At 62.4% G+C, this 15301-nt stretch carries 11 protein-coding genes; 9 read left to right on the top strand and 2 right to left on the bottom strand.

All coding sequences use genetic code 11. From position 1 onward, the window contains the following. Nucleotides 1–82 precede the first annotated feature (82 nt). The 8 genes from ACT6QH_RS06370 (at nt 83) to ptsN (ending at nt 11530) form a co-directional block, all read left to right on the top strand. Nucleotides 83–1393, top strand: coding sequence for a metallophosphoesterase family protein (locus tag ACT6QH_RS06370; RefSeq protein WP_444973965.1), 1311 nt, complete (start codon nt 83–85; stop codon nt 1391–1393). Beyond that, nucleotides 1390–4857, top strand: coding sequence for an ATP-binding protein (locus tag ACT6QH_RS06365; protein ID WP_444973964.1), 3468 nt, complete (start codon nt 1390–1392; stop codon nt 4855–4857). The genes ACT6QH_RS06370 and ACT6QH_RS06365 overlap by 4 nt, the downstream gene beginning before the upstream one ends. Before the next feature lie 174 nt (nt 4858–5031). Further along, complete coding sequence (locus ACT6QH_RS06360) at nt 5032–5463, top strand: DUF3775 domain-containing protein (protein ID WP_444973963.1); 432 nt, start codon at nt 5032–5034, stop codon at nt 5461–5463. 581 nt (nt 5464–6044) lie between these two features. Then, on the top strand, nt 6045–7217 hold the full coding sequence (locus ACT6QH_RS06355) for an NAD(P)H-dependent glycerol-3-phosphate dehydrogenase (RefSeq protein WP_444973962.1): 1173 nt from the start codon (nt 6045–6047) through the stop codon (nt 7215–7217). Beyond that, nucleotides 7214–8038, top strand: a complete 825-nt coding sequence (locus tag ACT6QH_RS06350; protein ID WP_444973961.1) for an HAD family hydrolase — start codon at nt 7214–7216, stop codon at nt 8036–8038. The genes ACT6QH_RS06355 and ACT6QH_RS06350 overlap by 4 nt, the downstream gene beginning before the upstream one ends. Next, nucleotides 8035–9558: a glucosylglycerol-phosphate synthase gene (ggpS, locus tag ACT6QH_RS06345; protein WP_444973960.1), complete on the top strand. Its 1524-nt coding sequence runs from the start codon at nt 8035–8037 to the stop codon at nt 9556–9558. Before ACT6QH_RS06350 ends, ggpS begins: the two co-directional genes overlap by 4 nt. A gap of 844 nt (nt 9559–10402) precedes the next feature. Further along, nucleotides 10403–10981 (top strand): ribosome hibernation-promoting factor, HPF/YfiA family, encoded by a 579-nt coding sequence (gene hpf / locus ACT6QH_RS06340; protein WP_444973959.1) that lies wholly within the window; start codon nt 10403–10405, stop codon nt 10979–10981. A gap of 84 nt (nt 10982–11065) precedes the next feature. Further along, nucleotides 11066–11530: a PTS IIA-like nitrogen regulatory protein PtsN gene (gene ptsN / locus ACT6QH_RS06335; protein ID WP_444973958.1), complete on the top strand. Its 465-nt coding sequence runs from the start codon at nt 11066–11068 to the stop codon at nt 11528–11530. 215 nt (nt 11531–11745) lie between these two features. Here ptsN and ACT6QH_RS06330 read toward each other — a convergent pair whose 3' ends face one another. Continuing rightward, nucleotides 11746–12003 (bottom strand): BQ00720 family protein, encoded by a 258-nt coding sequence (locus tag ACT6QH_RS06330; RefSeq protein WP_444973957.1) that lies wholly within the window; start codon nt 12001–12003, stop codon nt 11746–11748. A gap of 46 nt (nt 12004–12049) precedes the next feature. After that, nucleotides 12050–12478, bottom strand: coding sequence for an Hsp20 family protein (locus ACT6QH_RS06325; RefSeq protein WP_444973956.1), 429 nt, complete (start codon nt 12476–12478; stop codon nt 12050–12052). Nucleotides 12479–12861: 383 nt separating this feature from the next. On the opposite strand from ACT6QH_RS06325, the gene ACT6QH_RS06320 reads away from it, so the two are divergent. Continuing rightward, the gene (locus ACT6QH_RS06320) at nt 12862–15240 is read left to right on the top strand and encodes a mechanosensitive ion channel family protein (RefSeq protein WP_444973955.1); all 2379 of its coding nucleotides are present in this window, start codon (nt 12862–12864) and stop codon (nt 15238–15240) included. Nucleotides 15241–15301 lie beyond the last annotated feature (61 nt).

Below are 15301 nucleotides of genomic sequence, written 5' to 3'. Positions count from 1 at the left end.
CAAGCACAGTCACTTAACTGAACCCGCACCGCCCTGCACATCTCTTCCTCATCCGCCCTCCTGCCGGAGCCCTTGCCGGACTATGCCCTCTCCTGATTCTTTCCGCTTTCTGCATGCTGCGGATCTGCATCTCGACAGCCCCTTGCGGGGCCTGGCCCGCCGGGGCGAAATGGCCGGCGCTTTTCTGGAAGCCTCCCGCCGGGCGCTGGAAAATCTGGTGGAAGCGGCCATCCACCATCAGGTGGCTTTTGTCGTCATCGCCGGCGACATCTTTGACGGAGACTGGAAAGACTTCTCCACCGGCCAGTTCTTCATTCGCCAGATGGGGCGGCTGGCGCAGGCCGATATCCGGGTGTTCACCCTGCGGGGCAACCATGATGCCGCCTCCGTCATCACCAAGGATCTGCCCATTCCACGCAATGTGCACATCTTCAGCGAGGATGCCGCAGAGACCGTGACCATGCCGGAGCTGAATGTCGCCCTGCATGGCCACGGCTTCGCCACCCGCCATGTGCCGCGCAATATTGCTCTGGATTATCCAGCTGCCCGGCCCGGCCATTTCAATATCGGCGTGCTGCACACCTCTCTCACCGGGCGCGAGGGGCATGAGGTCTACGCGCCCTGCTCCATCCCCGATCTGGAACGGTCGGGTTATGATTACTGGGCGCTGGGCCATGTGCATCAGCGCGAAGTGGTGAAGAATGAGCGCCCGGCCATTGTCTATCCGGGCAACCTTCAGGGCCGTCATGCGCGGGAGACCGGCCCCAAGGGTGCCACGCTGGTGGAGGTTCAGGGCGGCAACATCACCGCGCTCACCGCACTCACTCTGGATGCGGCGCGCTTTGAGCGGCTGGAGATTGATCTTTCCGGCGTCACGAATATGGGAAGCCTGCATCAGTTGGCCCGCACCGCCCTTCTGGCGGCGGTGGAAGGGGCGGAAGGCCGCCCACTGGCTGCACGGCTGGTGTTGAAAGGGGAAACACCGCTGCATGCCCATCTGCTCGCCCATCCGGGGCAGATCTTCGAGGAGATGATGGCGCTGGCTGCTGAGGCCGGTACGGATGTGATGGTGGAGAAGGTGCGTCTGCACACATCTGATCCACAGCCCCATGTCAGCCTGTCCGTCACCGGCTTTGACGCTTTTCTTGATGAAGTCGCGGCGGACCCGGATTTTCTCGCCGAGATTTCCGGCACGCTGGACACGCTGCGCCAGAAGTCCCCGCCTCATCTGCCACCCTTTGACGAGCTTGGGCCGGATGGCATGGATGGGCTGGCGCGGCGGGCCATCATGGCGGCGCGCGATGCTATTCTCGCCCATCTCGGCGACGATGCCCCAGCCGCGGACCTTCCCGCAGACGATCAGGACGAAAACACAGCGGAGGCACGGTCATGAAGTTCCATCGCATCGGCCTTGAGCGCTATGGCCGCTTCACCGACCGGCAGATCGAACTCGACCCCACCGCCCGGCTGGTGGTGATTGAAGGGGCCAATGAGGCCGGAAAGACCACCGCACTAGCTGCCGTCACCGATCTGCTGTTCGGCATTGGCGGGCAATCGCCCTTCAATTTCCTGCATGACTACAAATCCATGCGCCTGTCCGCCACCATAAGTGACGGTGCCGGACGCACCCTCTCCTTCGCCCGGCTGAAACGCCGTCACAACACGCTGGTGCAGCCGGAGGATGACACTCCGCTGCCGGATGATGCGCTCGCCCCCTTTCTGGGTGCCCATGACCGCAAAGCCTTTCTGGATATTTTCGGGCTGGACCAGTATCGCCTGCGTGCCGGCGGCAAGGAATTGCTCGCCGGTGGCGGGGATCTGGCCGAAACCCTGCTGGCGGCGGCCCCCGGCCTGGCCCCGGTGGCCGAACTGCGTGACCAGATGAGCGCCAGCGCCGGCGCGGTGTTCAGCCCGGCCCGGCGCAGTTCCAACCATCTTTTCTATCAGGCCCTGAACCGCCGCAAGGAGGCGCTTGATCTCATCAAGGCGCAGGAGTTGCGGGCCGATGAGGTGAAAAAGCTGCGCACGGAGGCGCAAGAGGCCCACGCCGCGCGGGGAGAAGCCGTGGCCGCCGAGATCGACGCCCGCATTGCGGTAGAGCGCGCCGACATGCTGCGCCGCGCTGCGCGGGAGCTGCGACTTGTCACAGCGAAGGAACAGGCGTTGGCGCAACTTGGCCCGCTTCCCGCGCTGGGGCACGACAGCGTGCAACAGGCCCGCACCCTGCTGGCCGGTTGGCAGGAGGCGCAGGAAGAAGCCCGCCATGCGGCCCATGAGCATGAGCAGGCGCGCGCCCTGCGCGCCACCATCTGCGTGGATGACGCCATTCTCGCCCTGGAAGATACGATTGAGCGCTGTGCGGAAGAAGATGCCGCCATGCGCGACAAGCACAATGCCCTGCCCAACCGGCGCAGAGAGGTGGAAACCGCACGGGCGGCGCTGGCCCGTATCGCCGCCGGCCTTGGCCTTGCCACACTGGAAAAGTTGCGTGAAAAACTGCCGGCACGACCACAACTGGTGCGCGCCACCCAATTGGCGGACCGCCTGAGCCGCCACGCTACGCTTCGGCAGGCGCTGGCGAAAGATCGCGCAGAGCTGGAACATCTGCGCCATCAACTGGAAGCGGCCCGGCGCGAGAAGGGGGATGTTGCCGATCCGACACCTCTCTCCCATCGTCTGGAACAACTGGATGGGGCGGAAGCGCGCGAAACCAGTCTGCGCGAACTGGCCCACCATTTGCGCGCGGCTCGCGAGAGCCTTGCCGCCCGTCTCGCCCGCCTGCCCTTCGGCCCACGCGATCTTGCAGCACTGGACGCCATGCCCCTGCCGGACATGGCCAGCACGGAAGCCCGCCTGAAGGCTCTTCAGGATGCGGACGAAGCGCAGGCAAGAGCGCAGGCGCAACTTCATGAACTCGCCGCCGAGAAGGCGCGTCTGATCGCACATCTGGAGGCGCTGAATGCCGGCGGCCCCGCCCCCACCCCCTCCGCCATCACAGAGGCGCGTACCACCCGCGATACGCTATGGGCGGATCTGCGCCCGCTGGCCACAGGCACACGCCCGGCCCGGCCCGAAGATGCGGCACAGGCGCAGGCATTCGACAGTGCCCTCATCATCGCAGACCGTCTGGCGGATGATCGCCAGACAGAAACCCGGCGGCTAAGCGATCTGGCCCGTGCCACATCCGATCTGGCCGATATTGAAGCCCGCATCACCACCGGCCATGAGACACTGAACCGCGCCGCCCGCCAGCAGGCCGAGGCTCTTGCTGTATGGCACGCCCTGTGGGCTCCGGCGGGGCTTGATCCTGCCGGAGAGCCGCAAGCTCTGACCATGTTGCGCGATGTGGAAGCGGCGCGGCGCGAACGTGAAACCCTGCGCCAGAACGAGGTGCAGGCGCAAACCCTGGCCGAAGCCCGCCAGCAGGACAGGGCCGAGGCAGATACCCTGCGCACGGCCCTCGGCCTTGCCCCCCTCGGCGATGCGCCCCTGCGCATGGCGGAACTGCGCGCAGCCATCCGCGCCCGCGAAGACGCTTTCCGCACCGTGCGCGACACGCAGCGGGATCTTCAGGGGCTGGAGCGGCAAGGTGCGGATCTGGCCCGGCGCGAAGGCGAACTGGCCCCGGAGCGCGCCACGCTTGAGGCGGAGATGACAGAGGTCTTCCCCGCCCTTTCCATCCGCCCCGGCGCGAGTGTTGATGAAGCTCGCGCAGCTATCAATCTGTGGCAGGAAGCCCTCAGCGAACATGACAAGCTGAGTATTGCCGAACGCCGTATTGCCGGCATTGAGCGCGATGCCGAAAGCTTCGCCACCCATGTGGAACAGTTGCTGCAACAGGCCGGCCTCGGCGATTTCGAGGGTGATGCCTCCGCCGCCATCCGTCATTTGCGGGAACGCCTGTTCACCGCGCGCGAGGCCCGCAGCCGCGCCCGCGACGCCGACACCGCCCTTGAAGCCCGCACCCAGATCCACGCTCAGGCGCAGGCTCGTCAGCAACAGGCGCTGGCGGCGCTGGAGCCTCATCTGACCGCCAGTTCCGTGGCGCAGCCTGCGGCACTGCCCTCATGGCTGGAACGGATGGAGCAGGCCATGGAGCTGCGCCACCAGCGCGCCGAAGCGCTGGAGCGACTGGATGAGAGCCGCGGGGATCGCACGCTGGATACTCTGCGCACCGCCATTGGCGGGAAGGATGATGAGGCGCTGGCGCGAGACATGGCCAATGCTGCGGCGGCCCATGAGGAAGCCCGCACCACCTTCCTGCGGGCCGTGGAACGCGACAGTCAGGCCCACATTGCACTGGAAGCGCTGGACCAGCGCGAAGGCGCCGCCACCGCCGCCCAGATGGCGCAGGATGCCGAGGCGGAACTCACAGAGGCTGCGGAACGCTTCATCCGCGACCATATCGCCGCCCGCCTTATGACCCTCGCCGTGGAGCGCTACCGCGAGGCGCATCAAAGCCCCATCCTTACCCGTGCCAGCGCGGCCTTTCATAGCCTCACCTGTGGGCGGTGGGACGGGATCGGGGTGGATTATGACGCCCCTGTTCCCCGCCTCGCCGCCCGGCGTGAAGGGCAGCTTCTGGGCTTTGATGCACTTTCCGAAGGCACGGCAGACCAGCTTTTCCTCGCCCTGCGGGTCGCCGCCATTGAGGAACATGCCCGCCGCGCCACTCCTCTGCCTTTCCTGGCGGATGATCTGTTCGTCAGCTTTGATGAAAAGCGCACCATGGCCGGCCTGCGCCTGCTGGCGGAGCTGGGAAAACAGACTCAGGTCATCATCTTCACCCACCACCGCCATGTCACGGCCTGTGCACAACAGGCTCTGCCGGGGCAGGTTTGCGTTATCCCGCTGTGAAACAACGCTGAAATGGAGAACAGCTCCGGCTTTCCGGCCTGATACGGAGCCAGCCTTGATACAGGGCAATGCGCGTGCTCTCCTGCCATATCAGCTTCGGCAGTGGCCGGATGCGCCGCGCACCCGGCACAAGCCAGAGGGGGCCCGTCCCGGCCTCAGGAGGAGATGCACATCATGACCAAGCCCCTGCCCCCGCTTCCGGATCTCTCGATCACGCTTGAGCAGCTCTGCTTTCTCGTGGCCAAGTTCCGCGAATTTGACGTGAAGGATGCGGTGAGCGTCTCCGATCCCGGCTCCAACAGCACGGATGACGCCATGCTTTCGGTGCTGGAGGATCATCGCGATGATCCCGTGGTGGCGGAAATCGCCAGCTTCATCAATGCCATGAATGAGGATGAGCAGATCGACCTTGTCGCCATGGTCTGGCTGGGCCGCAGCGATAATGATTTCGAGAACTGGGACGATGCCCGCGCCGCCGCCAGCGATGCCCATAACAAGCACACGGCGCGCTATCTGCTCGGCATGCCCCTGCTGGCCGATTATCTGGAAGAGACCATGAACCAGTTCGGCCTCTCCTGCGAGGATATGGACCCCGGCGCAGACTGACGCCTGCCTCCTCCTGTTTCCGGCTGCCCTGCGTCCTTGCGGATGCGGGGCGTGCTTTTTACAGACGCGTGAACGCATCCCCCTGCCGCAGACAAGCCCCCCTTTCTTCTTCGCAGGAGCCCGTCTTCCCCCGGCCGCGCCATGCCGCAGCCAGACGGGCCCTCTGCCGCGCCACTTTTTGCACATATTTTCAATCAGATCTGGCAAAATACGGGGGGCTGGTGCACGGCTCTTGCATGGCCTCATATAGCCGGCAAGGCCATGGCCACCCTCAAGACAAAGCCCCATACCGCAGCGCCCATTTATTTCGCAGATGCGAGAAGCATTTGACTTCGAACTATTGCCGCGCCCAATTCAAATGATAACACTCTCAATACATCCAAATATTATTTTGAATAGTTGTCATATTTTGTGCAAAATCAGACAGTCATTCGCGCGTTGACCTGAATCAATAAGTTGATATATAATGCCTCTACACAAATTCATTCCGCGCTCTTCTCAGCCCTCATATGCGAGAGGCGCGAGGGAGGAGATTTTGCGCTGAAATGCGGTGAAATCTTCTTCCGCAAACCCGCGGATACATGACCAGATTCAACACACCCGAACCGGCGCATACGCGCATTCTCCTGTCCGAGGCCGGCCCTCCTCGTCCACCCCGGTCTCCCGCCTTTGATAATATTGCCGTGATGGGCGGCGGCGCATGGGGTACAGCCCTTGCGACAGTGGCGGCAAAAGCCGGGCGACAGGTTCGGCTGTGGCTGCGCGATGCGGAAACCGCAGCACAAATTGCGCGCCACCGGCGCAACCCGCGCTATCTGGGTGATACGCCCCTTCCTGAAAATATTACGCCCACCACCGACCTCATTGCAGCCCTCAGGGGCGCACAGGCTGTCCTGCTCGTCACCCCCTCCACCACCGTGCGTGAAATGGCCGGGCGCATCCACGCCCTGACCACGCCGAAGACGCCCATCTTCGTCTGCGCCAAGGGCATCGAGGCCGGCAGCGGGCTCATGATGTCCGAAGTGGTGGCAGAGGCCGCACCGGGCCATATCATTGGCGTTGTCACCGGCCCCACCTTCGCGCAGGAAACCGCAGCCGGCCTGCCCACAGCCGTCACCATCGCCTGCAATTCGCCCGAACAGACGCCACCGGCCAGCCGCGCGGCGGCCCGCATGGCCGTTGCTCTCACCACAGACAGTTTTCGCCCCTATGTCTCCGATGACATGGCTGGCGTTGAGGTGGGCGGCGCGGTGAAGAATGTTATCGCCATTGCCTGCGGCATGCTGGCGGGCGCAGGGCTGGGCGAGAATATGCGGGCGGCCCTCATCACCCGCGGCCTTGACGAGATGAAGGAACTGGCAGCCCGCCTCGGCGGACGCCGCGAAACCGTCACCGGCCTCTCCGGCATGGGTGATCTGATGCTCACCTGCTCCAGCACCAAATCCCGCAATTTCCGCTATGGTCATGAGCGTGGGCAGGGCCTGCGCGAAGATCAGGTGTTTGGCGGCAAGCCCGTACTGGTGGAAGGCCGCCACAATGCGGTGACCGTGACGGATCTCGCCCGACAGCTGGGGCTGGACATGCCCATTTGCGAGATGGTGCGCACCATCGTCACCGGGGAGAGCGCCATCAGTGAAGCCTTCGCGGCCTATTGGGGCGCACCGCTGGAGGGCGAACTGCGGGCGCTGGAAATCGAGATTCCACATCCCGCCGTTGCCGCCGTGGCGCGCCGCTTCGACGAGGTGATGCCATGAGCCCCGTCTTCTCCCAACAGCCGCCCACCCCCGCATGGCGCTTCGTGCTGGCAACAGATCTGGATGGCACCTTTCTGGGCGGCACGGAGGCCATGCGCGCCAGCCTTTACCGCTGGATTGCGCAGCGCCGCCACGACGTAGGGTTGATCTTCGTGACCGGGCGCGACCCGGATTTCATCGTGGATCTGTGCGCCCGCCGCGCCAGTGATGGTGAAACCATACCCACACCCGATTATGTGGTGGCCGATGTTGGCACCACGCTGGCCCGCATGGATCAACCGCCACCCGGTGAAGGCGCCCGCCCTGTTCTGCATATTCTGCACACGCTGGAGGCCCCCATTGCGGAAGCCTGGGGCGCCCGCGCCGATCTGGTGCGCCGCACACTGGCCCGTGCGCCCGGCCTGAAGGAACAGGAGACACCCTTCCGCCACCGCGTCTCCTATCATTGTGACCCGGAGCAGCATGACCCGGCCTTCACTGCTCCACTGGAGCGTGAGGGGCTGGATATTCTGGTCTCCCACGGTTGTTTTCTGGATGTGCTGCCCGGCGGCGTGAACAAGGGTTCCACCCTGCTGCGCCTGCTGAACCATCTGGGCATTGCCCATGGCAAGGTGCTGGTGGCTGGCGATACGCTTAACGACCTTTCCATGTTTCAGACCGGCCTGCACGGGGCCGTGGTGGGCGGTGCGGAGAGCGGCCTTCTGGCTGCAACCCGCAACCTGCCCCATGCCCGCCAGTGCCAGATGGCCGGTGCCGGCGGCATCGCCGAAGCCATTGCCGCCCTTCAGCTTCACCCGGAACCTCCGGAGACCTCCCGATGAAATCCGAACTCGTCATTGTCTATCACCGCGCCCCCTATCAGGAAGTGGAGGAGGATGGACAGATCGTGCTGCGCGAACATGCCAGCCCCAATGGCATCGTGCCCACGCTCAAGGCGCTTCTGGGCCGCATCGAGCGCGCATCATGGGTAGCGTGGAAGGAAACCGATACGCCCAGCAATCCTGATTTCGAACGCGTGATCGAAATCAGTGACAGTTTCGGCACCTATAATGTCAGCCGCCTGCCGCTGACCCCGGAGCAGGTGACGAGCTTCTATCACATCACCTCCAAGGAAGCCTTCTGGCCCATCCTCCACGGCTTCAAGGAGCGCTACAATTACGATCCGGTAGACTGGCCAACCTTCCGTGCCGTGAACTGGGCCTTCGCCGAAGCTGCCGCCGAGGAAGCCGCCCCCGGCGCCGTGGTTTGGGTGCATGACTACAATCTGTGGCTTGTGCCCGGCTATCTGCGCCAGTTGCGGCCGGATGTGCGCATCGCCTTCTTCCACCACACCCCCTTCCCTGCGGCGGACATGTTCAATGTGCTGCCCTGGCGCAAGGAAATCATCCAGAGCCTGTTGCAGTGTGATTCCATCGGCTTTCACATTCCGCGCTATGCGCAGAATTTCGCCTCGGTTGCGCACTCCCTCACCCATGCCCGCGTGATTTCCGACACAGAAACCAACCCCGACATGGACCGTGAAGGCACCGCGTTGAGCGAGTTTTTCACCCCGCTGGAAATGGAAGCCGACGGGCGCATCATCAAGCTCGACACCAACCCTGTCGGGGTCAATTTCGATTATATCGAACAACTCGCCTTCGCCCCGGCCGTGACGGAAAAGATGGACGCCATCCGCGCCGAACTGCATGGCTGCCAGCTTGTTCTTTCCGTCTCGCGCACGGATTACACCAAGGGCGTCATCCAGCAGCTTGAAACCTTCGAGCGCCTGTTGCAGCGGCGGCCGGAGTTGCGGGGCAAGGTGCGCTTCATGATGGTTTCCGTGGGCGCTACTCGCGGCATGTCCTCTGTTTACGGCGATATTCAGCAACGTATTGAGGAACTCACCGGGCGCATCAATGGCGCATTCGGCAGCTTTGAATGGCAACCTGTTTCTCTGATTTCCACCGCCATTCCGCTCGCCGAGCTGGTGGCATATTACCGGGCGGCAGATGTTGCCTCCATCACCCCGCTGGCGGATGGGCTCAATCTGGTGGCCAGCGAATTTTGTGCCGCACAAGGGCCGGAAGGGCGCGGGGCGCTTGTGCTTTCCGAGTTTGCAGGGGCGTCCGTACTGCTGGAAGGGGCCATTCCGGTCAACCCCTTCTCCTACGCCCATATGGACAAGGCGCTGGATCAGGCGCTGGCCATGGGAGAGGCCGAGGCGCGCGGCCGCATGGGCCAGTTGCGCACATCCGCCCAGCGCTACACGCTTGAAAAGTGGACGGAAGATACGCTGGAGAGTTTCGAGGCCCTGCGTCGGCCAGCGCCTCCCATTCCGCACCCGGCCTTCGCGCACGGCTGAACATTCCCGGCAGCCCGCAGCGCCCCATTCTGTGGGCAGAAACATGCCGGCCCGTTGAAGGGGCTGGCATATGCGCCACGGTGCCGCTATACAGGCCGGCAGGTCCCCGTAGCTCAGCAGGATAGAGCACAGGTTTCCTAAATTTGGGCACGCCGGCTGGAAACTCCGGCGTGAATCCGCTCAAAGTCGGGGAAAGCTTCGGCCGTATGGTCATGCCAATCCCGAGCCAAGCCTGACGGTGCAAGCCATCGGGAAGGTGTAGAGACTAGACGGGCGGCGCCTAAGGCACTGTAATTATTCCCTCACGGAATAAGTACGGCTATGGCGAAGGGATAGTCCAGACCACGAACGCCAGGCATAGGGCCCGGCGGCGGCGAAAGCCGAAGTGGGATGAAACCTGGTGTCGCGTGTTCGAGTCACGCCGGGGACACCAAAGGCCTTATATTTCAAGTGGTTAATGGTCGGCTCGCTAGATGGTTCGCCAATGGGCCCTGTGCCTTGAGGTGCCTGCGCCTTGCACGGCACATTGTTGCGCCGGCTGCCCCTCATGTCGCACACCCTCAAGAGAGCAAATCACCTCTTCCCGCAGGCATAACGCGCCTATTTTACACCCGCCCCTGACGCTTTCAGCCTCATGACACCGCCTGCGCCAGAATATCCCCAATTCTCCCGGAAGCCGCACCAAGAATGGCTTTCCATCACCTGGAATCGTCCTGAAAAGAAGCGATCTGCCTCCCCTCCGTTGACAGGCCGGCAAAGCAACCCTACCTCTTATGTTACCGGCCGGTTTGTAAAAAATGCAGTTTGCGCCGTTGAAGCGCCTGCTTAAAGGGGATCAAATCGCATGGCCCTACGCGTGTCCGGAAAAAACATCGATATCGGCGATGCTCTGCGTGAGCGTCTTACGTCTCGTGTTTCCGACGTCATCTCGAAACATTTCGACGGCGGGTGGTCGGGGCATGTCACCGTTTCCCGCGAAGGTTCGGGATATCGCTCCGAATGCATCCTTCATCTCGATACCGGGGTGAACCTTCAGGCTCAGGGAACCGATACCGACCCCCATGCCAGCGCCGATGCTGCTGTGGATCGGATCGAGCGGCGGCTGCGGCGCTACAAGGAGCGCAAGCTGCGCATCAAGGAGCGCACGCCCACCACAGCCAGCATCGCCGCCCAGGCTTATGTGCTCTCATCCGCGCCCGAATCGGAAACGGATGATGTGCCTGACAGCTGGAGCCCCACTGTGGTGGCCGAGGCGCCCACCCATCTGCGCACGCTTTCTGTCGCCGATGCGGTTGTGGAACTTGAGATCACCGGTACGCCTGTCGTGGTGTTCCGTCATGCCAGCCATGGACGCCTCGGCGTGGTCTATCGCCGCGCTGATGGCAATGTTGGCTGGATCGAACCATCTGACCAAGCCCATTGACCCGGAGCCCGGCTCGGGATTAGCGTCCGGCGCTTCAAGCCACGCTACCCGAGCCGGGCCTCCATCAGTCTCAGGATCCGAGAAATGCCCCTTGCCGATCTACTCGTGCCCAACGCGGTTTTTCCCATGTTGCGGGCGAGCAGCAAGAAGCAGCTTCTACAGGAACTGGCTCAAAATGCTGCGGGCCTGATAAACAGGGACCAGAGAGAAATTTTCGAGACCCTGCTCGAACGTGAACGTCTGGGCTCGACCGGCGTGGGAAATGGTATTGCCATTCCCCACGGCAAGCTCAAAAAGCTCGACAAGCTGCTGGGCATGTTTGCCCGCCTTGAAAAACCGATAGATTTTGATGCGCTTGATGGCCAGCCTGTGGATCTGGTCTTCCTGCTTCTCGCGCCGGAAGCTGCGGGGGCGGATCATCTCAAGGCGCTGGCGCGCGTAGCCCGCCTGTTGCGGGATTCCGAAATGGTGGAAAAGCTGCGTGCCACGCGGGATGCAGACGCCATGTTCAACCTGCTGACTCAGGCAGCAGCTTCCAACGCGGCCTGAAGTCCGGCCTCTCGGGCGTCTCAAATCTGCACAACACCCCCCACGCATCACGCAAGAACTTCAGCGCGATATACCCGGACCGGGACATCCGGCTCTAAATAAGACAAGAGCGCGCATTCCTCAACGCGCGCTCACGCATGTTGCATTCCGATGTGGGGCATATTCATGAATACCCGGCCGCAGGCTTCTGCGCCGGAGGCCCTTGCGCTCATGAATCAATGCACGCTCATGGTCACGAGTTCATGCTCGGCCGCATTGGCCAGAGCCGCCTCCCGGCTGTCTGTCAGCAGAATGGGCGTCCCATCTGCGGCATGCAGGGTGAACAGGGTCATACCCGGCGCAATTTCCGGCGCCTGCGGGTAAAGGTCCCGCACATCTTCCGAGCGGATGGTGCGCACATAGGCGATCTGCCCGCCGCCCATACCGGCAAGAGCCTCAGGGCTGATGTGTTGCGGTGTAGTGGTCTGGATCATGTTGATGGTCTCCTGTCTGCTGGCTCTGCCGACAGCGCGCACACCCTCAGGGTCGTGACACGATATCTATCCGCTTGACGCTGCGCACAGGCTCCGGGCGAACAAGATCCACCGAGAGAAGGCCGTTGCGCAGTTCGGCACCGAGCACAGACATGCCCTCTGCCAGAACAAAGGTGCGCTGGAACTGGCGCGCCGCTATCCCGCGATGCAGGAAGGTGCGGCTTTCCACCTCATCAGCCTGCCGGCCGCGAATGGTCAGCTCCATTTCCTCAAGCGTAACCTCAAGCTGTTCTGCGGAAAAACCGGCCACAGCCAGCGTAATCCGCAAACGGGGCGGCTCACCCGGCCCGACATCCAGCCGCTCCACATTATAGGGCGGATAGCCATCGGCACCTTTGGTCACCCGATCGAGAGCCCGCTCGACCTCGTCAAAGCCCAGAAGAAACGGGCTCGACAATGAAGAAACTCGCGACATACCTCAAAGCCCTCATCAAGCGACTTTGCATTGCCGGGTGTGCACATCCCGTCCACACCCGCAGGGCCCAATGGGCGCCCCGCTTTCTGGATATGGTAAGCCGCCGGGCACTACGCAAGGCAGCCAGCATGCGCACACGCCACAGGCCGAAAGAACACACCGCCCCACAGACTTTCGTCCCCGCAGTCTTCCCACCAGATTCCGGGCTGGACAATGTTGCCCTGCAATGAAAATTTGACACGCTTGCCAGGTCAAGTATCAGGCAAATCCAGGCACAATGTGCGATGGAGCACAGCTTAGGCTGCGACGTCACGCTCAATGCCCCAAGTTTCAATGCCCCTTCGCCCCCATGATCCCCTCCGCCCTGCCGGGAGACATCTGCAATGTCGCTGCACATGCGCCCCCATGATGCGCTTTCCTTTTTCCGGCACTGCCTGTTGCTGATTGTCGCCGCACTTGTGATGGCCACGGCCACCATGTCGCCTGCGCAGGCTCAGATGGCAGCGCCCCTGAGCGCGGTTTCCAGCGCAACATCAGGCAATGGAAGCGCCTCAGCGCCCGCTGCCACTGTTGTCAAACCGGAAGCGCCCCTGAGTGAGGAGCAGAGACGCAATATCGAAGCCCTGCTTCAGACCCTGAAGGATGAAAAAACGCGCACCGATTTTCTGCGCAATCTGGAAACGCTGGTTACCGTCACCAAGCCCGTGGATCACACTGAATACAAGGGCGACTGGCTGGGCGAGGCAACTCATGCGCTTGGCAGCTTCTCCACCTTGATTCTCGAATTGGTAAGCGAGATCCACACCCTGCCACAGAGAATCTGGCACCTGTTTGTGAGCCTTTCAGACCCGACCATCACGGAGAACATCACCTGGGCGGGTCTCATGGTGCTGGTGGTTCTGGCCGCGGCTCTTAGCGCCGAACGCATCATCACCTTCCTGCTGCGCCGGCCCCGTCATTCCATCGAGACATGGGAGGGGCACAGCCTGATCCGGCGCATCCTTCTGCTCGCTCTTTATACCGTGCTGGATGTGCTGCCGATCGTGGCCTTTGCCGTTGTGGCTTTCGGCGTGCTCACCTTTACGGACCTGCCTTTCGCCATACGCCTGGCGACCCTCACCATCATCAATGCCAGCCTGCTTGATCGCATCACCATTGCTGCATCCCGTGCTCTTCTGGCCCCGGAAATGCCCCGGCTGAGGCTGATCCCGATAGGGGATGAAAGCGCCGCCTATTGCTTTTTGTGGGCGCGGCGTTTCGCTCATACCTTCATCTATGGTTATTTCCTGCTGCGGGCCGCCTGGCTGCTGGGGCTTTCCACGCCAGCCTTCAGCATGATGCTGGATCTGCTGGCCTTCATTCTGGCCGGCATGATGATTGTCTTCGTGCTTCAGGTGCAAAAGCCCGTGGCGCGGCGGCTGCGCAACATGGGAAGGCTCTCCGGGCGCATGGAGGCCATCCGCAACCGTGTGGCCAATTTCTGGCACCTGCTGGCGATTGTCTATATCATCGCGGTGTTCATCATCTGGGTGCTGCATATTGAAGGCGGCACGGCTTTCATCATTCAGGCGACATTGCTTTCTCTTCTGGCGCTGCTCGTCGCCCGGCTGATGGCGCTTGGGCTATTCCGCGTATTCCGCCGCGTGTTCCGCCTGAATGATGAGTTGCGCGCCGAGTTTCCCGCCCTTGAGGCCCGCGCCAACCGCTATGTGCCTGTGCTGAAGCAGGGTGTCAGTATCTTTATCTCCTTTATCACCCTGCTCATCCTGCTGGAGATCTGGGGCATAGGGCCGTTTGAGTGGCTGGCCTCAACCGATGGACAGGCCCTGATGGGCCGGGTCATCTCCATTCTGCTCGTGGCCACGCTTGCGCTCATTGTCTGGGAAATCGGCATGATGTTCGCGGCGCGCATGTATGAGCGTCATCAAAGCTCCACCCGCATGATGACGCTTCTGCCCTTCCTGCAAAATGCCTTCCGCGTGATACTCATCACCATCTCCTCGCTCATCGTGCTTTCGGAACTGGGCGTGGATATTGCCCCGCTTCTGGCGGGCGCCGGCGTGCTGGGCCTGGCCATCGGCTTCGGCGCGCAAACACTGGTGAAGGATGTCATCACCGGCATTTTCATTCTGATGGAAGATACGCTTTCCGTGGGTGATTTCGTGCAACTGGGCAGCCATGCCGGCACAGTGGAAAAAATCTCTATTCGCACGGTGCATCTTCGCGATTTCGACGGCAATGTGCACTCCCTGCCCTTTGGCGAGGTGCAGGTCGTTCAGAACATGTCGAAGCACTTCGCCCATGCCGTGGTGGATGTCGCCATCTCCTACCGGGAGAATGCTGATGAGGCCATGGCGGTGATGGAAGAGGTGGCGGCGGAACTGGCGCGGGACAGAACATTTGCGCCGCTCATCACCGCCCCCTTCGAAATGTTTGGTGTCGAAGCGCTGCGTGATTCCGCCGTGTGGCTGCGCGGCCGTTTTCGCACCATGCCGCTGAGCCAGTGGCAGGTGAGGCGTGAATATTATCGCCGCATCAAGGCAGCCTTCGATGCCAGGGGCATTCAGGTGCCCTTCCCGCATCAGACCCTGTATTTCGGCGTGGATAAAAGCGGCCATGTCCAGCCGTTGCATGTCGTGAATGAGGACACGTCCTCTCGCCCTGCACCGGAAGAGCCCACGACGAAACGGCCCAAGGATGCCCCGGCGGGCACCGCAGAGCAGCAGACTGCTCCAGAAGCTAAAGCAGACAAGGAACGATGAGAGAAGGGCGAAAAGAGAGCCCAAATAGAGAGCGCCCGCACAAGGCGGGCGCTCTGAAGGC

Source organism: Haloleucobacter albus (assembly GCF_052492075.1).
The sequence above is the reverse complement of the archived record's forward strand: the minus strand, read 5'-3'. Positions and strand labels throughout refer to the sequence as shown.

Excerpts from the sequence above, each read along its gene's own strand:
- ACT6QH_RS06320 (WP_444973955.1), top strand. The coding sequence starts at position 12,862 with ATGTCGCTGCACATGCGCCCCCATGATGCGCTTTCCTTTTTCCGGCAC.
- ACT6QH_RS06325 (WP_444973956.1), bottom strand. The coding sequence starts at position 12,478 with ATGTCGCGAGTTTCTTCATTGTCGAGCCCGTTTCTTCTGGGCTTTGAC.
- ACT6QH_RS06365 (WP_444973964.1), top strand. The coding sequence starts at position 1,390 with ATGAAGTTCCATCGCATCGGCCTTGAGCGCTATGGCCGCTTCACCGAC.
- ACT6QH_RS06350 (WP_444973961.1), top strand. The coding sequence starts at position 7,214 with ATGAGCCCCGTCTTCTCCCAACAGCCGCCCACCCCCGCATGGCGCTTC.
- ggpS (WP_444973960.1), top strand. The coding sequence starts at position 8,035 with ATGAAATCCGAACTCGTCATTGTCTATCACCGCGCCCCCTATCAGGAA.
- ACT6QH_RS06330 (WP_444973957.1), bottom strand. The coding sequence starts at position 12,003 with ATGATCCAGACCACTACACCGCAACACATCAGCCCTGAGGCTCTTGCC.
- ACT6QH_RS06360 (WP_444973963.1), top strand. The coding sequence starts at position 5,032 with ATGACCAAGCCCCTGCCCCCGCTTCCGGATCTCTCGATCACGCTTGAG.
- hpf (WP_444973959.1), top strand. The coding sequence starts at position 10,403 with ATGGCCCTACGCGTGTCCGGAAAAAACATCGATATCGGCGATGCTCTG.
- ACT6QH_RS06355 (WP_444973962.1), top strand. The coding sequence starts at position 6,045 with ATGACCAGATTCAACACACCCGAACCGGCGCATACGCGCATTCTCCTG.
- ptsN (WP_444973958.1), top strand. The coding sequence starts at position 11,066 with ATGCCCCTTGCCGATCTACTCGTGCCCAACGCGGTTTTTCCCATGTTG.
- ACT6QH_RS06370 (WP_444973965.1), top strand. The coding sequence starts at position 83 with ATGCCCTCTCCTGATTCTTTCCGCTTTCTGCATGCTGCGGATCTGCAT.